Raw genomic sequence first — 21,760 nt, 5'->3', positions numbered from 1 at the left:
AACCCTCCTTGACCTGCGATTTTGCTTGGATTTCCAAGTAAATCGAGAAAAGGGGGACCCGCTGCTGGTCAGCGCGTGGACAACGGCCCGACGCCGTCGTCGGAACACCCGGCACGTTATCCCGCGCACCCCGGGCGCGGGAAGAGCCAATATGTGAGACTGACAGCGTGCGCGAAGAAGGAAAAATCCGGGTATTTCTGCTGGACGACCACGAAGTCGTCCGGCGCGGCGTCCACGAGCTGCTCTCCGTGGAGGACGACATCGAGGTGGTCGGAGAGGCCGGGACGGCGGCGGACGCGCTGGTCAGGATCCCCGCGACCCGCCCGGATGTCGCCGTGCTCGACGTCCGGCTGCCGGACGGCAGTGGGGTGGAGGTGTGCCGGGAGATCCGTTCGCAGGACGAGGGCATCAAGTGCCTGATGCTGACCTCGTACGCGGACGACGAGGCGCTCTTCGACGCGATCATGGCCGGAGCCTCGGGTTATGTCCTCAAGGCCATCCGCGGCAACGAACTCCTGAACGCGGTACGGGACGTGGCGGCAGGCAAGTCGCTGCTCGACCCGGTGGCGACCGCACGCGTCCTGGAGCGGCTGCGCGACGGCAACAATCCGAAGGGTGACGACAAGCTCGCCAACCTGACGGAGCAGGAGCGCAAGATCCTGGATCTGATCGGCGAGGGCCTGACCAACCGGGTCATCGGCGAGCGGCTCCACCTCGCGGAGAAGACCATCAAGAACTATGTCTCCAGCCTGCTGTCGAAGCTGGGCATGGAGCGGCGCTCGCAGGCCGCCGCCTACGTGGCGCGGCTCCAGGCGGAGCGCCACTGACGCCCGGCGGGGCCCCGGAGCGGGCCGTCCGGCGTCGATGACGCGGGGCCGGTCGGGCGGGCCCCTCACCCGGACGGGCCAGAGCGCGGCCGGCGGCCCCGATTCGGGACCTACGTCCCCGTGAAACCGGGGCAGGGGCCCCTTTTCCGACACGGTGCCGGTGGCGGAGAGTGGATGCCATGTCCACCGACGAGATCCGCGCCATCGAGTTGCTCAGCCGCGTGTCGTACGGCCGGGTGGCGACGAGCATGCGGGCGATGCCGTTCGTCGCCCCCGCCCGCCACATCGTGGCCGACGGACGCGTCCTGCTCCGGCTGCACCGGGGACTCGGCTACCACCGCGCCTGCAACGGCAGCGTCGTCGCCTACGGCGCGGACAACTTCAGCTCCGGATCCGCGAACCTCTGGTCCGTGCAGTTCACCGGCACCGCCGAGATCGTCGAGCCGACCGCGGAGGAGCTCGCGGAGTTCGGTGCCGAGCCGGAGCTGGTGGACGGCGAGGCCTTCGACCCGGTCTACATGCGGATCGAACCGCAGTTCGTGACGGTGCACGCGCTCGACTACGCGAGCGAGACCCCGGGGACCCGTCCCGCCCCCCACTCCGTGCGGCGACACCTCCACCACGTAGCGTGATCTAACATCTGGCGGGTGCCGCGCTCATCTGAAACGCTCACTCCACCGGCCGAACCGCCCGCTCCACGGACCGGTGGTCGCCCGGGCGCCGCCCGGCCCGTCGGCGCCCCACCCGCCCCACCGGTCGGCGCCCTGCTCCGCCGCCACCGGCACGCCGGAGAACCCCTCTCCTGCGTGCCCGTCGCCGAGGGGCTGCTCAACCGCGGCTTCCGCCTCTCCACCACCCGCGGCACCTACTTCCTCAAGCAGCACCTGGACGCCCCCACCGCCGACCGCGCCACCATCGCCCGTCAGCACCGCGCCACCCAGCGGCTGCACGCCCTCGGCCTGCCCGTCGCCCCGCCGCTGCCCGACGCCACCGGCCGCACGGTCGCCGTCGTCGACGGCCGCTGCTACGCCCTGCACCCCTGGATCGACGGCCGTCACCGCGACGGCGCCCAGCTCTCCACCGGCTGCTCCCGGCGCCTCGGCACCCTCCTCGGACAGGTCCACACCGCCCTGGACCGGGTCATGGAGCCCTCGGGGCCCGACGGCGCGCCCGGCACCACCGCCGACGACGGCGTCTGCGCCAGCGCCGACCTCCAGGACACCTTCCGGGCCATCGACGAGCTGATCCGACTGGCCCGCGCCCACCGCCCCCACGACAGCTTCGACGCGCTCGCCGAGCACCGGCTCAGGGAGCGCCGCCGGCTCCTCGCCCAGCACGCCCACCACCGGCCGCCGCCCGCCGCGGCCGCCGGCTGGGTGCACGGCGACTTCCACCCGCTGAACCTGCTCTACCGGGGCGCCGAGCCCGCCGCGATCGTCGACTGGGACCGGCTCGGGGTCCGCCCGAGGGCCGAGGAGGCGGTCAGGGCCGCCGCCATCTTCTTCGTACGGCCGGGGGGCGAGCTGGCCCTGGAGAAGGTGCGGGCGTACGCGCGCGCCTACCGGCGGGCGACCGGCGCCGACCGCGCCGAACTGGCGGCTGCGGCGCACCGGGTGTGGTGGGAGCGGCTCAACGACTTCTGGACGCTGCGCTGGCGCTACCAGCTGCACGACCGAAGGGCCGACCCGCAGTTTCCCGCGGTGTCGGCCCTGGCGGTCTGGTGGACCCGCGAGTACGAGGCGGTGAGCGACGCGTTCGCGGGGTGAGGCGGGTCCGGGCCGGTACCTGGGCGGAGCCCGGTCAGCCGGTCTGGGCGCCGCCCGTCGGCGGCGGGTCCGAGTTGTTGCCGCCCCCGGTGGGATCGGTGGGCGTGTTGGTCGACGGGGTGCCCGTGGGATCCGTCGGCTGATCCGTCGGATCCGTCGGCTCGTCCGTGGGCTCCGTCGGCGGCTCGGTCGTCTTCGACGGCTCGGTCGTCGGCGGAGTCGTCGTCGGCGGCCGGGTCGTCGGCTCGTACGTGGTCGGCGGCGGCCACGGTGCTTCCGTGACGCCCCCGTCGCTCGTGCCCGAGTCGGTCGACGGCTGCTCGGAGGGCTCGTCCGAGGGGGTCGGCTCCTCCGACTGCGTGGACGGCGAGGTGGAGACCGTCGGCGTCGGCGTGCCGCCCTTGTGGTTGCCCGTGTCGCCCGCCTTGTCCAGGGCGTAGACGACACCGGCGACGACCGCGACCAGCGCGAGCGCGGCGAACAGCAGGATCTTGCCGCGGCGGCCGTTGCCACCGCTGTGCGAGCCGTACGAACCGTTCTGGCCGTAGCCGCCGTTCCCGCCCGTACCGCCGTCGTAGCCGCCGTACCCGCCGACGCCGCCGTCCTCCGGGTTCCGCGGCGGAAGGATCGGGCGCTGCGCGGTCTCGCCGTGCATGGGGTGGCCCATCGCGGTCGTCGCGGCCATGCCGCCGACCGGGGTGTGCCCGCCCTCGTGCATCTCGACCGGCCCGGTGTTCCACGTGCCGGTGTGACCGCCCTGCTGCTGGAGCATCTGCAGGCCGTACTGGATGAGGCCGCGCATCTCCTCGGCGCTCTGGAACCGGTCGTCCGGGTCCTTCGCGAGCGAGCGCATCACCAGACCGTCGAGCTCCGGCGGCACGGACTGCGTGACGTCGGACGGCGGGACCGGCGCGTCCTGGACGTGCTGGTACACGACGGACAGCGGGGTCTCACCGGTGAAGGGGGGCCGCAGCGCGAGGAGTTCGTAGAGGAGACAGCCCGTCGCGTACAGGTCGGAGCGGTGGTCGACGGCCTTGCCGAGCGCCTGCTCCGGGGAGAGGTACTGCGGGGTGCCCATGACCATGCCGGTCTGGGTCATCGTCGACTGCGCGCCGTGCAGGGCGCGGGCGATGCCGAAGTCCATGACCTTCACGGCGCCGCCGTCAGTGATGATCACGTTCGCCGGCTTGATGTCACGGTGCACGATGCCGTGCTGGTGCGAGTAGGCCAGCGCCTCCAGGACTCCGGAGACAATGATGAGGGCCTGCTCGGGCCCGGGGGCCTCGGCGCTGAGCAGCAGGTCGCGGATGGTGCGGCCCTCGACCAGCTCCATCACGATGTACGGCACGGGCCGGCCGGCCACGAGGTCCTCGCCCGAGTCGTAGACCGCGACGATGGCGTGGTGGTTGAGCCCGGCGACCGACTGCGCCTCACGGGTGAAGCGGGCCTTGGAGACCGGGTCCTCGGCGAGATCGGCGCGCAGGAGCTTGACCGCGACCGTACGGCCGAGGCGTACGTCCTCGGCCGCGAAGACCTCGGCCATGCCGCCGCGCCCCAGACGGTGCGTCAGGCGGTAGCGGCCGTCGCCGACGACTCCGCCGACGCCCCAGGACTCCGCCGACGACTCCGGCACACCGCCGCCTGCTCCGGATTCGGGTGCCATCAGTCCTCGCCGTCGTCTGTCGTGCCGTGTCCAGTCGTCACGCTACAGGCTCCGTACGACACCACGGTCCGAGATGGACCGGCCATCCAACCCCTTCCACGTACACCTGTGCAAATTCGACAGGATTCCTCCGCCCCCGCGTGAACGGTTCGGGGAACCTTCCTGTGCGGAGGGTCACGGAACGGGCACCCGGCTTGACGTGTCACTGCCCTCGGGCAGACTTGGCCAGGAAATTCCGGATCAACGCCGCCACGCGCGCGTAGGGGGAAGCACAGATGAGCCAGGACGGCGCACAGGGCCGCTATGCGGGCGGTTCGGTCGCGGGCGGCCGGTACCAGCTGCGCGACCTTCTCGGCGAGGGCGGCATGGCGTCGGTCTACCTGGCCTACGACAGCGCCCTCGACCGCCAGGTCGCCATCAAGACGCTGCACACCGAGCTCGGCCGGGAGCAGTCCTTCCGCGAGCGCTTCCGCCGCGAGGCGCAGGCGGTCGCGAAGCTGTCGCACACCAACATCGTCTCGGTCTTCGACACCGGCGAGGACACCCTCGACGGCGCCGTCATGCCGTACATCGTCATGGAGTACGTGGAGGGGCAGCCGCTCGGCTCGGTCCTCGCCTCGGACATCCAGCAGTACGGAGCGATGCCGGCCGACAAGGCGCTGAAGGTCACGGCCGACGTGCTCGCCGCCCTCGAGGTCAGCCACGAGATGGGCCTGGTCCACCGCGACATCAAGCCCGGCAACGTGATGCAGACCAAGCGCGGCGTGGTCAAGGTCATGGACTTCGGCATCGCGCGGGCCATGCAGTCCGGCGTCACGTCGATGACCCAGACCGGCATGGTCGTCGGCACCCCTCAGTACCTCTCCCCCGAGCAGGCCCTCGGGCGCGCGGTGGACGCCCGTTCCGACCTCTACTCGGTCGGCATCATGCTCTTCCAGCTGCTGACGGGCCGACTGCCCTTCGACGCCGACTCCCCGCTGGCCATCGCCTACGCGCACGTGCAGGAGGAGCCGGTCGCCCCGTCGACCGTCAACCGGGCGGTGACGCCGGCGATGGACGCGCTCGTCGCCCGCGCGCTGCGAAAGAACCCGAACGAGCGGTTCCCGAGCGCGGCCGCGATGCGCGACGAGTGCCTGCGGGTGCTCTCCGCCGGTCAGACCGGTGCCCCGGTGATCGTCGCCGGCGGTCCCGTCAGCAGCGGTGCGGGCGTCGGCTCGGCGGTCTTCCCGCCCGTCGGCCAGACCCCGCCGCCGGCCCCGCATTCCGGACCGCACGGGGTGCAGCACCCCTACCAGCCGCCGACGCCGCAGCCGGGACCGTACGGTCCGGCGACCCCGGCGCCCGCCCCCTCGTACGGCTACCCGCAGCAGGCGCCGACGCCCGCTCCGGCGTACCAGACCCCGGCCCCCTCCCCTCAGTCCTCGTACCAGGCGCCGACCCCCGCCCCGTACGCCCCGGTGCACACACCCGTGCCCGCCCCGGCGGGCGGCGGTTCGCGGCGGAACACGCCGGTGATCGTGGGCGCGGCGGTCGTCGCGCTGCTCGCGATCGGCGGTCTCCTCGTGGCCCTCAACCTCGACAAGGAGAAAGACCCCCAGGCCGGCGGCACGGGCGGCACGGAGACCCAGCAGAGCCAGTCGGCGGCCCCCGGCCACAAGGGCCCCGACCTGACCAAGACGATCGACCCGAAGAAGTGCACGCAGCCGACCGAGTCGAGCGACGACCCCGAGAAGTTCGAGGTCCCCAACTTCACCTACAAGAACATCCAGTCGGTGAAGGAGTGCATCCAGGCGGCCGGCTGGAAGCTCATGACCCAGCGCCCGGTGGACGAGGCGACGTACGGCGAGGGCACCGTCCTCGAGCAGTACCCGCCGGCGGGCCAGGACATCGAGTCCAAGGACGCCGAGTTCACCCTGAACATCTCGACGGGCAACCCGGGGCAGTAGGACGGGCCCGACGGTCCGGCCCCCGCTCCCGGACCCGTCCGGGTTCCCGGGGGCTCCGCCCGCCCTTCTCCTGACACGCCTCCCTCCTCAGGACGCTCCTCCCCGCTTCTGGCGCTGCTCAGGCCTTCTGACGCCCCTTTACGTCTGCTGACCCCGTCCCGGATGCCAGAAGTGTCCCGACATGTGACGCTGAGTTCACTACCTCGGCGGCTCGGTATCGGGAGGGGGTCACCCGGTGACTCCAGCACTCCGCAGGGCACGGGCGCGGCTCCTCGGACCCGCTCTCACCTGCGTGTTCGCCTGCGCGTGTGCCCTGTACGGGGAGCCGCTCGCGTACGGAGCCGAGGCGCCCGGCAGCTCGGTGGGGGCCACGGCCCCGACCGCGCCGTCGGCCTCTGCGCCGCTCCCGTCCTCCCCCTCCTCGACTCCCGTCGCGCCGTCGCCCTCCTCCGTCGCACCCTCCGCGACGGTCACACCCTCCCCTTCCTCCTCCGCCTCCGTCTCCGCCTCGCCGGGGCGGACCGGGGGTGCCGGCAGGCCCGCGCCTCCCGCGCCCACCGGCACCGGGACGGGAGGTACGGGCCTGCCGGCACCCCCCGCCGCGCCGAGCGCCGGGCCCAGCGACGCGCCCTCGCCCGAGGGCTCCGCCTCACTGGCGGGCCGGCCGGCGGGGGAGGGGCGGCCGCGCCCCGGACGCTCCGTGCCGCCGTCCCCCGCGGGCGACACCACCCCGTCGCCGGAGGCCTCTCGTACCGAAACTGCAACAGACCCGGAGAGCCCCGAGGGCCCCGAGGACGTCGCACAGGAGGCCGAGGGGGTACGCGAGGAGGAGGCCGTCGTATCGGAGGCGGCGCACGCCAGCCGGCCGGGCGCCGCGCCGCGGATGGCGGCCGAATCCGCGCCGCCCCTCGTCGACCAGCGGATTCCCGTGCTCACGCTGGGGGTCGGGCTTGCCCTGATGGGGCTCGGAATCGGCTTCCTCGGACTCCGGATGCGGCGCCGCTGAGCCCCTCCGGACCGCCCGGGTCCCCCTTGAGGGGGACGTGGCCCTTCCCTCTCAGGACGGTTGTCCGCGACGGCATACCCGGTATACATACTGAGTATGTCGATCCGCCACGGGCTTCTCGCCCTCCTCGAACGCGGCCCTCGGTACGGCTCCCAGCTCCGTACGGAGTTCGAGTCCCGCACCGGTTCCACCTGGCCGCTCAACGTCGGCCAGGTCTACACGACCCTCAGCCGGCTGGAGCGCGACGGCATGGTCGCCCAGGGCGGCGAGGACGCGGCCGGGCACGCGCTCTACGCGATCACGGACAGCGGCCGCGCCGAACTCAGGACCTGGTTCGAGAAGCCGGTGGACCGCACCAGCCCCGCCCGTGACGAGCTGGCCATCAAGCTCGCCATGGCCGTCGGCGCTCCCAGCGTCGACATCCGCGATGTCATCCAGTCCCAGCGCCGGCACACCGTGAAGGCCATGCAGGACTACACCCGCCTCAAGGCCCAGGCGCTCATCGCCGTCGAGAGCGGCGGGGCGCGGGAGCGGGACGACGTCGCCTGGCTGCTCGTCCTGGAGCAGCTGATCTTCCAGACCGAGGCCGAGGCGCGCTGGCTCGACCACTGCGAGTCCCGGCTGATCCGCCTCTCGGCGACGGCGACGGCCGCGGACACCGGGTCCGGCACGGCGACCACGGCCGGGGGCCCCGCCGGGGGCGCTGCCGGGTCCGGGACCGCCGAGGCAGCGTCCGCGACCGCCCAGACCGGCGCCGGGACGGCGCCCACCGAAGCCGCACCACCCGAGGCCGCGTCACCCGTGGCCGGGGCGCGCTGACCGCACGGTCGCACCCCGCCACCCGTACCGCTCGCGCCTCACCCGCCGTACGGCCCGCGCACCGCCCGCCGTACCACTCCCGCATCACCTTTCCACCGCTCGCTCCCGTACCCGGCCGACCGCCGGGTACGCCCAAAGGGGGACCCCTCATGTCCGCACAGCAGCCCGTGCTGCAACTCCAGAACCTGACCCGCGTCCATGGCGCGGGTGCCACCGAGGTGCATGCCCTGCGCGGCATCGACCTCGCCGTGTACCCGGGTGAACTCGTCGCCGTCATGGGCCCGTCCGGCTCCGGCAAGTCCACGCTCCTCACCATCGCCGGCGGCCTCGACACCCCCACCTCGGGTCACGTGATCGTCGAGGACACCGACATCACCAAGGCGAGCGTCAAGGAGCTCGCGGCCCTGCGCCGCCGCAGCATCGGCTACGTCTTCCAGGACTACAACCTCATCCCCGCCCTCACCGCCGCCGAGAACGTGGCCCTGCCGCGCGAGCTGGACGGGACCTCCTCCCGCAAGGCACGCGTCGAGGCCCTCAAGGCGCTGGAGGAGATGGGCCTCGGCCACCTCGCCGACCGCTTCCCGGACGAGATGTCCGGCGGCCAGCAGCAGCGTGTGGCCATCGCCCGCGCGCTCGTCGGCGAGCGCCGGCTCGTCCTCGCCGACGAGCCGACCGGCGCCCTCGACTCCGAGACCGGCGAGTCCGTGCTCGCCCTGCTCCGCAGCCGCTGCGACGCCGGAGCCGCCGGTGTCCTCGTCACCCACGAGCCGCGGTTCGCGGCCTGGGCGGACCGGGTCGTGTTCCTGCGGGACGGCGCCATCGTCGACCAGACCGTGCGCAGCGAGGCCGATTCCCTGCTGTCGGGCCAGGTGGCTGAGGCGTGAAGACCTGGCTCCACTCCTGGCGGGCCGCGATCCGGATCGCCCGCCGCGACGCCTGGCGTTCCAAGGGCCGCAGCGCCCTCGTCCTGGCCATGATCGCCCTGCCGATCCTGGGCGTCAGCGCCCTCGATCTGACCTTCCGCAGCTCCCAGCTGTCCCCCGCCGAGCGGGCGGACCGCATGATCGGCGCGGCCGACGCCCAGTTCAAGGACCCCGGCTACGGCGGGGTGCCGGTCTTCCAGGACCCGATCGGCGAGATGAGCACGCCGGCCAAGGACTACGAGGACACGGCGTGGCCGAGCGGCCCGACCGATGTCACCAAGACCTTCCCCGCGGGTTCCACGGTCCTCACGGACAGCTCCGGCACGGCCAAGCTGACGACGAAGCACGGCCTGCTCGTGACCCAGGTGCGTGAGCTCAAGACGGCCGATCCGATCGCCCGGGGCATCACGACCCTTCTGGAGGGGCGCTACCCGGAGAAGAACGACGAGGTCATCGCGACCTCGCACTTCCTGGAGAGCAGCGGCCTGTCGGTCGGCTCGACCCTTTCCGCACGCAATTTCGACCGCCCGTACCGGATCGTCGGCTCGTACGAGATCCCCGACGACCTGAACGCCGTCCAGGTCAACGCGCTCCCGGGGGCCTTCCTCGCCCCGCACGCGAAGGCCGTCGAGAAGGCGGGTCTGCAGAAGCCCGACACCAGCACCACGTACCTGGTGCGCAAGTCCGGTGGTTTCACGTGGAACATGGTCAAGGAGATCAACGCCAAGGGTGTGATCGTCTCCTCGCGTGCCGTGATCCTCGACCCGCCGGCCAAGTCCGAGGTCCCGCTCTACCAGAAGGAGCACTGGGGCGACTTCGAGTCCAGCGCGGTGGGCAACGCCGCCGAACTCGCCGCCATCGGCACCGTCGTCGGTCTGGCGATGCTGGAGATCTGTCTGCTCGCCGGTCCCGCCTTCGCGGTCGGCGCCCGTCGCTCGCGCCGCCAGCTCGGTCTGGTCGGTGCCAACGGCGGAGCCCGCAGCCACATCCGGGCCATCGTGCTGAGCGGCGGTCTGGTCATCGGTGTCGCCGCGGCGGTCACCGGTACGGTCCTCGCCCTGATCCTCACCAAGGCCCTCCAGCCGTACCTGGAGGAGACCATGGGCCAGCGGTTCGGAGCCTTCGACATCCGGCCGCTCGAAATCCTCGGCATCGCGCTGCTCGCCGTGCTGACCGGCCTGCTCGCCGCCATCGTGCCGGCGATCACCGCCTCCCGGCAGACCGTCCTCGCCTCGCTCACCGGCCGGCGCGGTGTCCGCCGCAGCAGCCGGGTGCTGCCCCTGGTCGGCCTCGTGGCCCTCCTGATCGGCGGCGCCGTCGCACTCTTCGGCTCCATGGTCACCCAGCAGTTCATCGTCGTGGCCGGCGGCTCGGCCATCGCCGAGCTGGGCGTCGTCGCCATGACCCCGGCCCTGGTGGGCCTGTTCGGGCGGGCCGGGCGCTGGCTGCCGCTGTCGCCGCGGCTCGCGCTGCGGGACGCCGTGCGCAACCGGGGCCGTACGGCACCCGCCGTCGCCGCCGTCCTCGCCGCCGTCGCCGGTACGGTCGCCGTCTCCACGTACATGGCCAGCGAGGAGGCCCAGCGCAGGTCCGAGTACACCGCCCAGATGCCGCACGGGACCGTCGCCGCGTTCGTCACGGAGGAGGGCGGCCGGGACGTCCCCGCGGTCCGCGAGGCGATCGAGCGGTACGTCCCCGTCGACGTCCGCGCGGATGTCGCGCGCGTCTCCGTCGGCAAGCCCGGCTGCCAGCCGTGGGACAGCGGCCCGGGCTGCGGCCGCTTCGAGGTCGTCGTCCCCCCGGCGAACGAGTGCCCCATGTACGCGACGCTCCCCGGCGGCGGAGACCCCTCGGAGAAGTACACGCCCGAGCAGCGACGGAAGATGCTCACCGACGACTGGCGGTGCAAGCAGGGCCGGAGCAGCGGGATGTACGTCTCCGACGGCGGGCTGCTCGTCGGTGACGCCGCGCTCCTGAAGGTGCTCGGCCTCGACGACCCCGCGACCGTGAAGGCCCTCGACGAGGGCAAGGTCGTCAGCTTCAACCCCGTCAACGTCGACAAGAACGGCACGTACGGGATCAAGCAGATCACCGACCTCGCCGCCGCCGACAAGGCCTCCCAGGAGGGCAAGCCCGCTCCCGGCAAGATCGTCTCCCTGCCCGCCTACCAGGTGCCCGGGGACGAGAAGTCCTACGGCGTGCAGGCCCTCATCAGCCCGGCCACCGCCAAGGCCGCCGGTCTCGCGACGGTGCCGCTCGGCACGTACGCCAGCACCGACCGGCTGCCCGACACCGAGGCGCGCCAGAAGCTCGACGGCGAGCTCACCAAGCTCGGCAGCAACGTCGAGCTCCATGTGGAGGAAGGATTCGTCAACGCCAACAGCCTCATCCTGCTGTCGCTGGCGATCTTCGCGGGGCTCGTCACCGTCGGCGCCGCCGGCATCGCCACCGGACTCGCCCAGGCCGACGCCGAGGCCGATCTGAAGACGCTGGCCGCCGTGGGCGCCCCGCCACGGGTCCGCCGGACCCTCAGCGGCTTCCAGTGCGGTGTCGTCGCCGCGATGGGTGTCCTCCTCGGCTCGGCCGCCGGAGTGCTGCCGGCGATAGGCCTCCGGCTCAACGAGGAGCGGCAGCAGATCAGCTGGCACGAGGACTCCGTCGCCCAGGGCTGGAGCGCGGCCTCGGACGTGCCGTACGTCCCGATCGTCATCCCCTGGGAGACCCTCGCCGGCCTGCTCGTCGCCGTACCCGTGGGTGCCGCGCTGCTCGCCGCCCTGGTGACCCGCTCGCGCGGCGCGCTGTCCCGGCGCGAGGCGACCTGACGGTCTTCGTTGTCGTCCTGTGCCCCCGCACGAGGGTGGATCACCCTCGTGCGGGGGCACACCTCGTGGTGACGCATGTGTACGAGAGAATGGCGGCATGGAGATGCCGAGGAATGACAGGTCGCAGGAGAGCCCCCAGGTCCTCATCGTGGGACAGGACGGGATGGCGCTCGGCGGCACTCAGGGCGACGACGAACCCCGCGAGGTCCCGGTGACGGAAATGGTCGAGCAGCCTGCGAAGGTCATGCGGATCGGCAGCATGATCAAGCAGCTCCTGGAGGAAGTACGCGCGGCACCTCTCGACGAGGCCAGCCGGGTCAGGCTCAAGGACATCCACGCCAGCTCCGTGAAGGAGCTGGAGGACGGGCTCGCGCCGGAGCTGGTCGAGGAGCTGGAGCGTCTCTCCCTCCCGTTCACGGACGAGGCGATCCCCTCCGAGGCGGAGCTGCGCATCGCGCAGGCGCAGCTGGTGGGCTGGCTGGAAGGCCTCTTCCACGGCATCCAGACGGCGCTCTTCGCCCAGCAGATGGCGGCCCGCGCCCAGCTGGAGCAGATGCGCAGGGCGCTCCCGCCGGGTGCGTCGCACGACGATGACGACGACGGCGGCCACGGCCACGCGGTCCGCTCGGGGCCGTACCTGTAGGCCGCCGCGGAAGACACGCGTGAGGGGCCCGGCACGAGCTGTGCCGGGCCCCTCACGCGTGTGCAGGGGGAGGGCGGGGCCGGCGGGGAAGGCGAGGGCGATGCGGGGAGGACCTCGCCCGCCGGGCCTGGCGTCGTGCCCGCCGGCCTTGAGGCCGTGCCCGCCGGTCCTGGGGTCGTGCCCGCCAGCCCGGCCCGCCGGGCCTGGCGTCGTGCCCGCCGGCCTTGAGGCCGTGCCCGCCGGGCCTGGGGCCGTGTCCGCCGGGCCTGGGGCCTCGCCCGCCGGGCCTGAAGGCCGTGCCCGCCCGCCGGGACTGAGGCCGTGCCCGTCAGGCCTGCGGGGCCACGAGGAGCACCTTGCCCACGTGGGTGCCGGACTCCAGCGCCCGGTGGCCCTCGGCGGCGCCGTCCAGCGGCAGCGTCCGGTCGACGACCGGCCTGACCGTGCCCGCTCCGATCAGCGGCCAGACGTGCTCCCGTACGGCGGCGACGATCGCCGCCTTCTCCTCCGCCGGGCGGGAGCGCAGCGTGGTCGCCATGACGGCGGCGCGCTTCGCGAGCAGCGCCCCGAGGTTCAGCTCGCCCTTGACGCCACCCTGGAGGCCGATGACGACGAGCCGGCCGTTCACGGCCAGCGCCTTCACGTTCCGCTCCAGGTACTTGGCTCCGACGATGTCCAGGATGACGTCCGCCCCCGCCCCGTCCGTCGCCTTGGCCAGCTCCTCGACGAAGTCCTGCTCGCGGTAGTCGATCAGGATGTCCGCGCCGAGCTCGGCGCAGCGCGCCAGCTTCTCGGGGCCACCGGCGGTGACCGCGACCCGCGCCCCGACGGCCTTCGCCAGCTGGATCGCCATCGTGCCGATCCCGCTGGCACCACCGTGCACGAGCAGCGTCTCGCCCGGCCGCAGGTGCGCGATCATGAAGATGTTGGACCAGACGGTGCAGGCGACCTCCGGGAGCGCCGCCGCCGTGGTCAGGTCGACGCCCTCCGGCACCGGGAGCAGCTGCCCCACGGGGACGACGACCTTCTCCGCGTAACCGCCACCGGCGAGCAGCGCGCAGACCTCGTCGCCGACGGCCCAGCCGGACACCCCCGGCCCGAGGGCGGCGATCCGGCCCGAGCACTCCAGGCCGGGGTACGGCGAGCTGCCCGGCGGCGGGTCGTAGAAGCCCTGGCGCTGGAGCAGATCGGCGCGGTTGACGGCGCTCGCCACCACCTCGACGAGGACCTCGCCCTCGCCGGGTACGGGATCGGGCACCTCGGCCCAGACGAGGGCCTCGGGACCACCGGGTTCCGGAATCGTGATCGCATACATGGCGGCGAGGCTACTCCCGCACCGGCAGGGAGCGCGGTGCCGCGGGCTCAGTCCTCCGGCGGTGTCCTGAGCGGGGTGACCGGCGCGGCGCGCACGATGGTGATCACCCGGTCGGTGAGCTGGAGCGGGCTGGCCGCGGGATCGTCGTAACCCAGCAGCCGGTGGCCGCGGAGCACGCTCACGACCAGGTCACCGGTCTCCCGCACGCTCTTCCCGGCCTCGCTCTTGGTCACCGGGCGTTCCACCAGGTCCAGGCCGGAGCCCTGCTGGATGAGGTCCTCCATCACCGTGCCGGCGCTGGGGCTCAGCACGGAGAGGCCGAGCAGGCGCCCGGCGGCGCTGGCACTGGTGATGACCGCGTCCGCGCCGGACTGGCGCAGCAGCGGCGCGTTCTCCTCCTCGCGGACCGCGGCGACGATCTTCGCGCCCCGGTTGAGCTGCCGGGCCGTGAGGGTGACCAGGACGGCCGTGTCGTCGCGCTGAGTGGCGATGACGATCTGCCGGGCCCGCTGCACCTCGGCGCGGAGCAGGACGTCGCTGCGGGTCGCGTCGCCGATCACGCCGACGAAACCGTCCGCGTTCGCCGTCTCGATCACCTTGTTGGAGGGATCGACGATGACGATCTGCTCCTTGCTGAGTCCGGTCGCGCAGAGCGTCTGGATCGCGGACCGCCCCTTGGTGCCGAAGCCGACGATGATGGTGTGGTCGCGCAAGGTGGACCTCCAGCGGTTCAGCCGGAACTCCTCGCGGGTCCGCTCCGTGAGGACCTCGAGGGTGGTGCCGACCAGGATGATCAGAAACAGCACGCGCAGGGGCGTGACCAGCAGGATGTTGGCGAGCCGCGCCGAGTCGCTGTACGGGACGATGTCGCCGTATCCGGTGGTGGAGAGCGTGACGGTCGCGTAGTAGGCGCAGTCGAGGAAGTCGAGCGTCTCGTTGGCGTTGTCGTGGTAGCCCTCACGGTCGACGTAGACGATGAGGACCGTCACCACCAGCACGCCGAGGGCCATCAGGAGCCGCTTGCCGACCTGCCGCAGGGGCCGCTCGACCTCCCGGCGCGGCAGCTTGATCTGCGGTCCGGAGATCCGCTCGTCCGCGTGGCGGGCCATCACGTCACGACTGGGAAGTTTCACGTGAAACACGCTCCTTGGGCCGGTACGGCCCCCTCGGCCGCCGGCCAGGGAAGGTCGAGGACATCCAACTCTTGGCCGGGGCGGGCGCCGCCGGGCGGGACGACGGCCAGGCCGTCGGCGGCGGCGATGCCCCGGAGCATGGCCGGTCCGTTGTAGCGCAGGGGCACGGCGCGTCCACCACGGCGGACGACCGGGACGAGCCGTGTGTCGTACGGATGCCCGTGCACCTCGTCCTGGACGGGAACGCGGGGCGGGGCGGCCGCCTCTGCCGCGGCCACGGCCGGGGCGGTCAGGGCGGCCAGGAGCGGCTGCGCCAACGTCAGAAGCCCGGAGACGGCCGCGAGCGGGTTGCCGGGAAGCCCGACGAGGTGACGGACACGCGGAGGCCGGGCGGGCTCGGACGGTGTGGGCTCGGGTCGAGCGGGCTCGGCGGCGAGGCGGGCCAGCAGCATCGGGTGGCCGGGGCGGACCTTCACGCCGTCGACCAGGAGGGTCGCGCCGGCCTTGTCCAGCACGCCGTGGACGTGGTCCACGGGCCCGGCGGCGGTCCCGCCGGTCGTGAGCACCAGGTCGGCGGCGGAACCCGCGACGGCCGCGTACAGCTCCTCCGCGTCGTCACCGATCCTGCGGGTGGCGAGGACGTCGGCGCCGAGCGCCGTGAGCCACGGGCCGAGCATGGGGCCGAGGGCGTCGCGGATCAGGCCGTCGTGGGGGAGACCCGCCGTGAGCAGCTCGTCGCCGAGGACCAGGATCTCGACCCGGGGGCGCGGCGGTACGGGGAGCTCGTCGTAGCCGGCGGCCGCGGCGAGGCCGAGTACGGCGGGGGTCACGACGGTGCCGGCGGGCAGCAGCTCGTCGCCGGCCCGGCACTCCTGGCCCCGGGGCCGGATGTCCTGACCCGGCACGACCTCGCGCAGGGGGTGCAGCAGCGCGTCCTCCGTGCGTGAGCGCGCGTTGCTTGAGCGCTCGCGTGAGTGCTCGGTGCGTGAGTGCTCGGTGCGTGAGTGCTCGGTGCGTGAGTGCTCGGTGCGGACGACGGCGGTGGTCCCGGCGGGGACGCGGGCGCCGGTGGCGATCCGTACGGCCTCGCCGTCGGCCGCCACGGCCGCGGACGCCTGCCCGGCGAGGACGGCGCCCTCCGCGCGTACGGTCCAGGGGCCGGGACCCGCGACCGCCCAGCCGTCCATGGCGGAGGTGTCGAAGGGCGGCAGGTCGGTGAGGGCGAGCAGCGGCTCGGCCAGGACCTGGCCGAGTGCCTGCCCGAGGGGTACGCCGAGCGGCGCCCGGCCGACCCGCGCGGAGGCCCCGGCGCGGACGGCCGCGGCGCGGGCCTCGGGCCAGGCCGTGGCCCGGTGCGGCTGTCCGGCCCGCGCGTCGTCGGTCGCGGGGGCCACCGGGAGGGGCTCCTTCAGGGTCATCCGGCCTCGTCCTGCTCGGCGGCCCAGCGCTGGGCCAGCGCTGCGGCCTTGCGGGCTGCCTCGGCGACCGCCTCGGGACCGCCCTCGCCGCTCTCGCCGCCCGCGCGCGCCGCCGCGTAGCCGACCAGGAAGGTGGTCAGGGGTGCGGCGGGGCGGGCCACTCCATGAGCGGCGTCGCGGGCCAGATCGAGCAGTACGCCGGTGTCGACGTCCAGCTCGATGCCCAGTTCGTCCTTGACTGCGGTGATCCATTCATCCAGCACGGTCCCATGCTCCCTGATGCGGGCCCGGGCCGTGGCGATGTCCTCCCAGGTGTCGCAGTCGAAGGAGGCGAGGGGCCCGGCGGCGACCCGGGTGAGGCGCAGTGCGCCGGTGAGCCGCCGCAGCGGGCCGCCGGCGAGGGTGCCGCGCTCCTCGGTGATCCGCGCCAACTCCCGGCGGAGCGGGGCCACTCGGTAGGCGGCGACGAGCGGCTGGTCCCTTCCCCCGGCGTCGGTGAGGAGCGCGGCCTCGGCGTCGGGGGCGTCGGCGAGTGCGCCGAGCAGCCGGTGGACGGTGCCCTCGTCGAGGAAGGGCAGGTCGGCGGAGAGGACGAGCAGAACGTCGGCCCCGGTCTCCCCGACTCCGGCGCGCACCCCCGCGTCGAGGGCGGCGAGCGGCCCTCCGCCGGGCGGGTCCTCCCTGGTCCAGCGGACGGGGTGGACGGTCGGACGGGAATCGCCGACGACCACGGTCCGGCCCGCGCCGCGGCACGCGGCGAGGACCCGGTCGAGGAGCGCCCGGCCTCCGACCCGTACGCCGGGCTTGTCGGCACCGCCGAGTCGCTGGGCGGCGCCTCCGGCGAGTACGACGGCGTCATGTGGGGTGGTCACCCCAGCAGTATGGTCCGCCGCCCCTTCCCGCCGTCGGGCGCGTCTCGCGGAACGGACGGCGGACGGGTCCGGAGCCCAGTCCGGAGGCGGCTCCCGCGGAACCGGGAGCAGGTCCGGCGGGACCGGGCCGGCCCGGCGAGCCAGGCGGCTCCGGCGGAACCGGGCAGGTCCCGCCGGAGCGCCCGGCGTCAGAGCGTGCGGAGCAGGACCGCGGGCTGCTCGACGCAGTCCGCCACGTACCGCAGGAAGCCGCCCGCCGTGCCGCCGTCGCAGACCCGGTGGTCGAAGGTGAGCGAGAGCTGCACCACCTGACGTACGGCCAGTTCACCCTGGTGGACCCAGGGTTTCGGGATGATCCGGCCGACGCCGAGCATCGCGGCCTCGGGGTGGTTGATGATCGGCGTGGAGCCGTCGACCCCGAACACCCCGTAGTTGTTCAGGGTGAAGGTGCCCCCCGTCAGATCGGCCGGGGTGAGCGCCGACTCCCGTGCGGCCTCCGTCAGCCGGGCGAACTCCGCCGTCAGCGACTCGGCCGTCCGGGTCCCCGCGTCCTTCACCACGGGGACGACCAGTCCGCGCGGGGTCTGGGCGGCGAAGCCGAGGTGCACGGCCGGCAGCCGGACGATCTCCCGGGCCGCCATGTCCACGGTGGAGTTGAGCTCGGGGAACCGCGCCAGGGCGTGGACGCAGATCCGGGCGAGGAGCGCGAGCAGGGAGATCTTCGGCCCGCCCGCCGCGTTCATCGCGGCGCGCGCGGCCATCAGCTCGGTCGCGTCGGCGTCCACCCAGCAGGTGGCGTCCGGGATCTCCGTACGGCTGCGCGACAGCTTGTCCGCGACGGCGCCGCGGACCCCGCGGAGCGGCACCCGCTCACCGGCCGAAGCGACCGCCGGAGAGGGCGCCGGAGCAAGCGCGGGAGCGGGCGCGGCGGCCGGGGCGGCGACGGGCCGCTCCTGGGACGCGATGGCCAGCTCCACGTCGGCCCGCAGGATCAGGCCCTCGGGCCCCGATCCGCGCACCTCGCGCAGGTCGAGCCCCCGGTCCCTGGCCAGCTTCCGCACCAGCGGCGAGATGACCGGCACCGGGCCGTCGTGAACCGAGCCGGCCACGGCGGCGGGAGCCGGAGCGGCCACCGCGGTCGGGGCCGCGGCCGGGGCGGGCGCGGGGGCCTTCGGCACGGCGTGGCTCTCGTGCCGTACCCGGCGGCGCCGGGCGGCGGGCCCGGCCGTGCCGTACCCGACGAGCACATTGCCCGAGTACTCGGACGACACGGCGGACTCGGCGGCGGTCTCCCCCACCGTGGGGGCGGCTCCCGGAGCCGCCTCCGCGAGCTCCTCCGGCGCGCCCGTGCCACCCACCGCGACCGTCAGGAGCGGCGCGCCGACGGGCAGTTCGGTGCCCTCCTCGCCGTACCGGGCGGTGACGACACCGCCGTACGGGCAGGGCACCTCGACCATGGCCTTGGCCGTCTCGACCTCGACGACCGGCTGGTCGATGGCGACGACGTCGCCGACGGCGACCAGCCAGCGGACGATCTCCGCCTCGGTGAGTCCCTCACCGAGGTCGGGCAGCTTGAACTCGAGCACCTGTGCCATCAGCTTCCCGCCTCCCACTGCAGTCGCGCCACCGCGTCCAGGACCCGGTCGACGCCCGGCAGATGGTGCCGTTCCAGCATCGGCGGCGGGTACGGGATGTCGAAGCCCGCGACCCGCAGCACCGGCGCCTCCAGGTGGTGGAAGCAGCGCTCGGTGACGCGCGCGGCGATCTCCGCGCCGGGGCCGCCGAAGCCCGTCGACTCGTGGACGACGACCGCGCGGCCGGTGCGCCGCACCGAGGCGCAGACCGTCTCGTCGTCGAAGGGGACGAGCGAGCGCAGGTCGACGACCTCCAGGTCCCAGCCCTCGGCCTGCGCGGCCTCCGCCGCCTCCAGACAGACGGGCACGGAGGGGCCGTAGGTGATCAGCGTGGCCCCGGTGCCCTGCCGTCGCACCACGGCCTTGCCGATCGGCTCCACGGCCGCGGGCGCCTCGGGGGACCAGTCGGACTTGGACCAGTAGAGCCGCTTGGGCTCCAGGAAGACCACCGGGTCGTCGGAGGTGATGGCCGCGCGCAGCAGCCCGTAGGCGTCCTCGACGGTGGCCGGGGTGACGACATGGAGTCCCGGGGTGGCCATGTAATAGGCCTCGGAGGAGTCGCTGTGGTGCTCGACGCCGCCGATCCCGCCGCCGTACGGGACGCGGATGACGATCGGCATCGGCATCGCGCCGCGCGTCCGGTTCCGCATCTTCGCCACGTGGGAGAGCAGCTGCTCGAACGCCGGGTAGGCGAACGCGTCGAACTGCATCTCGACGACCGGCCGCAGGCCGTACATGGCCATGCCGACGGCCGCGCCGAGGATGCCGGCCTCGGCCAGCGGGGTGTCGGTGCAGCGGTCCTCGCCGAACTCCTTCGCGAGCCCGTCGGTGACCCGGAAGACCCCGCCGAGGGTGCCGACGTCCTCGCCCATCACATGGACGGTGGGGTCTTCGGCCATCGCGTCGCGCATGGCGCGCTGGAGCGCCTGCGCCATCGTGGCGGGCTTGGCCTTCCCGGCCCCGCCGCCCTTGCCGGCGGCCCCGGCGGTCCTGCCCGCCGTGGATCCGGTCGTCGCCGTCGTCATCACGCCTCACCCTCGGCTTCGAGCTCGGCGCGCAGCTGCGCCGCCTGTTCCCGCAGCTGCGTGGTCTGCTCCGCGTACACGTGCGAGAAGAGGTCCATCGGGTTCAGTACCGGGTCGGCGTTCATCCGCTCGCGCAGCTCCGCGGCCATCGTCTCGGCGGCCTCGGCCGCCGTGCGCCTGCCGTCCTCGTCGAGCAGGCCGCGCTCCGTCAGTTCCCGTTCGAGGATCAGGATCGGGTCGTGCGCCCGCCAGGTCTCGACCTCGCCGGCCGCGCGGTAGCGGGTGGCGTCGTCGGCGTTGGTGTGGGCGTCGATCCGGTACGTGATCGCCTCGACGAGGGTGGGGCCGCCGCCGCGCCGCGCGCGGGCCACGGCCTCGGTGAGCACCTGGTGGACGGCGATCGCGTCGTTGCCGTCGACGAGCCGGCCGGGCATCCCGTATCCGACGGCCTTGTGGGCCAGGGACGGGGCGGCGGTCTGCTTGGCGAGCGGTACGGAGATCGCGAAGCCGTTGTTCTGCACGAGGAAGACCACGGGGGCCTGCCAGACGGCCGCGAAGTTCAGCGCCTCGTGGAAGTCGCCCTCACTGGTGCCGCCGTCGCCGACCATGGCGAGCGCGACGACGTCGTCGCCCTTGAGCCGGGCGGCGTGGGCGAGGCCCACCGCGTGCGGGAGCTGGGTAGCCAGCGGCGTGGAGAGCGGCGCGATGCGGTGCTCGTGCGGGTCGTACCCGGTGTGCCAGTCGCCGCGCAGCAGGGTCAGGGCCTGCACGGGGTCGAGGCCCCGGGCGACCGCGGCCAGGGTGTCGCGGTACGAGGGGAAGAGCCAGTCCCGCTCCTCCAGAGCGAGGGCGGCGGCGATCTCGCACGCCTCCTGGCCGTGGGTGGACGGGTACACGGCGAGGCGGCCCTGCTTGGTGAGGGCGGTGGCCTGCGTGTTGTACCGGCGGCCGCGGATCAGCTCCGCGTAGAGCCGGAGCAGCAGCGCGGGGTCGGCGTCGGCCACGGCGTCCGTGCCGAGCACGCGCAGCGGCTCGGTGTCGGGCAGCAGCGGGGCGGGGTCGGTACGCGGCTGCCACGCCGGCGGCGGGGCCGGCCGGTAGGCGGGAACGGCACCGGGCGGCTCTTGGACTGTCGAACTGCGCTGTTGCAACGAGTCCACCTCCTCGTGGGAGCGGGCATAAGACCCGAAGGCGGGTGGCGCGAGTGTGGCGCGCCTCACCTACCGATTGTTCGGTCGTGGAGGCATTTTGGCTACAGGCACCTGCAGCCTGTGGACAAACGGTTCTCCACAGCCTGGGATGAGTACAGGTCGTCCACCGGAGAGAGGCGGGGGGACATGGCGGATGAACAAATGGCCGTCGACCGGAGCGGGGCTCCGGGCGACGACACGGGCGGCGACCCGGGCGGCGCGCTCCGCGGGACCGGGAGCGAGGTGCCCGGCGAGGCCCTGAGCGCCCCGATCGGCACGCCGACGGGCGCCCTTCCGGCACGCCCGCTGGACGCGATCGACCGGGACATCCTGCGACTGCTGCAAACGGACGGTCGCGCCTCGGTACGCTCCGTCGCCGAGCGGGTGCACGTCTCCCGGGCCAACGCCTACGCGCGCATCAACCGGCTCATCGACGACGGGGTGATCCGCGGCTTCAGCGCCCGGGTCAACCACGAGCGGGCGGGCCACGGCGCCTCCGCCTACATCACGCTCAAGATCGTCCAGAACTCCTGGCGCACGGTCCGCGAGCAGCTCGGCGCACTGCCGGGGGCCACGCACATCGCACTGGTCAGCGGCGATTTCGACGTCCTGCTGCTGGTGCACACGCCGGACAACCGGACGCTGCGCGAGCTGGTGCTCACCCGGATCCAGGCGATCCCCGAGGTGCTGTCCACACGCACGCTGCTGGTCTTCGAGGAGACGGACCTCAACACGGATCCGCACGCCTGACGACGACG

Annotated in this window: 19 protein-coding genes; 10 read left to right on the top strand and 9 right to left on the bottom strand. The window is 73.5% G+C overall.

Translation table 11 applies throughout. The features are described 5' to 3' along the window. The first annotated feature begins 167 nt into the window (after positions 1–167). The 3 genes from ACIP8Z_RS22095 (at position 168) to ACIP8Z_RS22085 (ending at position 2,593) form a co-directional block, all read left to right on the top strand. Positions 168–827 (top strand): response regulator transcription factor, encoded by a 660-nt coding sequence (locus tag ACIP8Z_RS22095; RefSeq protein WP_266967008.1) that lies wholly within the window; start codon positions 168–170, stop codon positions 825–827. Positions 828–1,006: 179 nt separating this feature from the next. Continuing rightward, positions 1,007–1,459, top strand: a complete 453-nt coding sequence (locus tag ACIP8Z_RS22090; protein WP_187621907.1) for a pyridoxamine 5'-phosphate oxidase family protein — start codon at positions 1,007–1,009, stop codon at positions 1,457–1,459. A gap of 15 nt (positions 1,460–1,474) precedes the next feature. Then, the gene (locus tag ACIP8Z_RS22085; RefSeq protein ID WP_402085845.1) at positions 1,475–2,593 is read left to right on the top strand and encodes a phosphotransferase; all 1,119 of its coding nucleotides are present in this window, start codon (positions 1,475–1,477) and stop codon (positions 2,591–2,593) included. Positions 2,594–2,627: 34 nt separating this feature from the next. Here ACIP8Z_RS22085 and ACIP8Z_RS22080 read toward each other — a convergent pair whose 3' ends face one another. Beyond that, complete coding sequence (locus ACIP8Z_RS22080) at positions 2,628–4,256, bottom strand: protein kinase (RefSeq protein ID WP_402085843.1); 1,629 nt, start codon at positions 4,254–4,256, stop codon at positions 2,628–2,630. Positions 4,257–4,531: 275 nt separating this feature from the next. Between ACIP8Z_RS22080 and ACIP8Z_RS22075 the strand changes: the two genes are divergently transcribed. Next, positions 4,532–6,202, top strand: coding sequence for a protein kinase (locus ACIP8Z_RS22075; protein WP_402085840.1), 1,671 nt, complete (start codon positions 4,532–4,534; stop codon positions 6,200–6,202). A 228-nt stretch (positions 6,203–6,430) separates the two neighbouring features. Here ACIP8Z_RS22075 and ACIP8Z_RS22070 read toward each other — a convergent pair whose 3' ends face one another. After that, complete coding sequence (locus tag ACIP8Z_RS22070) at positions 6,431–6,676, bottom strand: hypothetical protein (RefSeq protein ID WP_402085837.1); 246 nt, start codon at positions 6,674–6,676, stop codon at positions 6,431–6,433. Between the two features lie 226 nt (positions 6,677–6,902). Here ACIP8Z_RS22070 and ACIP8Z_RS22065 point away from each other — a divergent pair, with 226 nt between their 5' ends. From ACIP8Z_RS22065 to ACIP8Z_RS22045, 5 genes are all read left to right on the top strand, one after another. Beyond that, positions 6,903–7,208, top strand: a complete 306-nt coding sequence (locus ACIP8Z_RS22065) for a hypothetical protein (protein ID WP_402085835.1) — start codon at positions 6,903–6,905, stop codon at positions 7,206–7,208. Between the two features lie 96 nt (positions 7,209–7,304). Continuing rightward, positions 7,305–8,027, top strand: coding sequence for a PadR family transcriptional regulator (locus ACIP8Z_RS22060; RefSeq protein WP_402085832.1), 723 nt, complete (start codon positions 7,305–7,307; stop codon positions 8,025–8,027). A gap of 149 nt (positions 8,028–8,176) precedes the next feature. After that, entirely contained in the window at positions 8,177–8,911 is a 735-nt protein-coding gene (locus ACIP8Z_RS22055; RefSeq protein ID WP_402085830.1) for an ABC transporter ATP-binding protein, read from the top strand. Then, positions 8,908–11,772: an FtsX-like permease family protein gene (locus ACIP8Z_RS22050; RefSeq protein ID WP_402085828.1), complete on the top strand. Its 2,865-nt coding sequence runs from the start codon at positions 8,908–8,910 to the stop codon at positions 11,770–11,772. Before ACIP8Z_RS22055 ends, ACIP8Z_RS22050 begins: the two co-directional genes overlap by 4 nt. A 97-nt stretch (positions 11,773–11,869) precedes the next feature. Continuing rightward, positions 11,870–12,415 (top strand): bacterial proteasome activator family protein, encoded by a 546-nt coding sequence (locus tag ACIP8Z_RS22045; RefSeq protein WP_402085826.1) that lies wholly within the window; start codon positions 11,870–11,872, stop codon positions 12,413–12,415. A gap of 328 nt (positions 12,416–12,743) precedes the next feature. Here ACIP8Z_RS22045 and ACIP8Z_RS22040 read toward each other — a convergent pair whose 3' ends face one another. The 7 genes from ACIP8Z_RS22040 to pdhA form a co-directional block, all read right to left on the bottom strand. Next, entirely contained in the window at positions 12,744–13,730 is a 987-nt protein-coding gene (locus ACIP8Z_RS22040) for an NAD(P)H-quinone oxidoreductase (protein ID WP_402085823.1), read from the bottom strand. 47 nt (positions 13,731–13,777) lie between these two features. After that, the gene (locus ACIP8Z_RS22035) at positions 13,778–14,839 is read right to left on the bottom strand and encodes a potassium channel family protein (RefSeq protein ID WP_319316478.1); all 1,062 of its coding nucleotides are present in this window, start codon (positions 14,837–14,839) and stop codon (positions 13,778–13,780) included. A 20-nt stretch (positions 14,840–14,859) separates the two neighbouring features. After that, a complete protein-coding gene (locus tag ACIP8Z_RS22030) occupies positions 14,860–16,281 on the bottom strand; it encodes a molybdopterin molybdotransferase MoeA (protein ID WP_402085822.1) in 1,422 nt (473 codons plus the stop codon). After that, entirely contained in the window at positions 16,278–17,153 is an 876-nt protein-coding gene (locus ACIP8Z_RS22025; RefSeq protein WP_402085820.1) for an NTP transferase domain-containing protein, read from the bottom strand. The genes ACIP8Z_RS22030 and ACIP8Z_RS22025 overlap by 4 nt, the downstream gene beginning before the upstream one ends. 188 nt (positions 17,154–17,341) lie before the next feature. Further along, positions 17,342–18,748 (bottom strand): dihydrolipoamide acetyltransferase family protein, encoded by a 1,407-nt coding sequence (locus ACIP8Z_RS22020; protein ID WP_402085818.1) that lies wholly within the window; start codon positions 18,746–18,748, stop codon positions 17,342–17,344. Beyond that, positions 18,748–19,812 (bottom strand): alpha-ketoacid dehydrogenase subunit beta, encoded by a 1,065-nt coding sequence (locus ACIP8Z_RS22015; RefSeq protein ID WP_402085816.1) that lies wholly within the window; start codon positions 19,810–19,812, stop codon positions 18,748–18,750. The genes ACIP8Z_RS22020 and ACIP8Z_RS22015 overlap by 1 nt, the downstream gene beginning before the upstream one ends. Next, entirely contained in the window at positions 19,812–20,972 is a 1,161-nt protein-coding gene (gene pdhA / locus ACIP8Z_RS22010; protein WP_402085815.1) for a pyruvate dehydrogenase (acetyl-transferring) E1 component subunit alpha, read from the bottom strand. Before pdhA ends, ACIP8Z_RS22015 begins: the two co-directional genes overlap by 1 nt. A 177-nt stretch (positions 20,973–21,149) precedes the next feature. On the opposite strand from pdhA, the gene ACIP8Z_RS22005 reads away from it, so the two are divergent. Further along, complete coding sequence (locus tag ACIP8Z_RS22005) at positions 21,150–21,752, top strand: Lrp/AsnC family transcriptional regulator (protein WP_402085813.1); 603 nt, start codon at positions 21,150–21,152, stop codon at positions 21,750–21,752. Positions 21,753–21,760 lie beyond the last annotated feature (8 nt).

This window comes from Streptomyces sp. NPDC088553 (genome assembly GCF_044752965.1).
In the GTDB taxonomy this organism is placed as follows: domain Bacteria; phylum Actinomycetota; class Actinomycetes; order Streptomycetales; family Streptomycetaceae; genus Streptomyces.
Note: the sequence above shows the minus strand (reverse complement) of the source record. Positions and strands in the feature narration are given on the sequence as shown.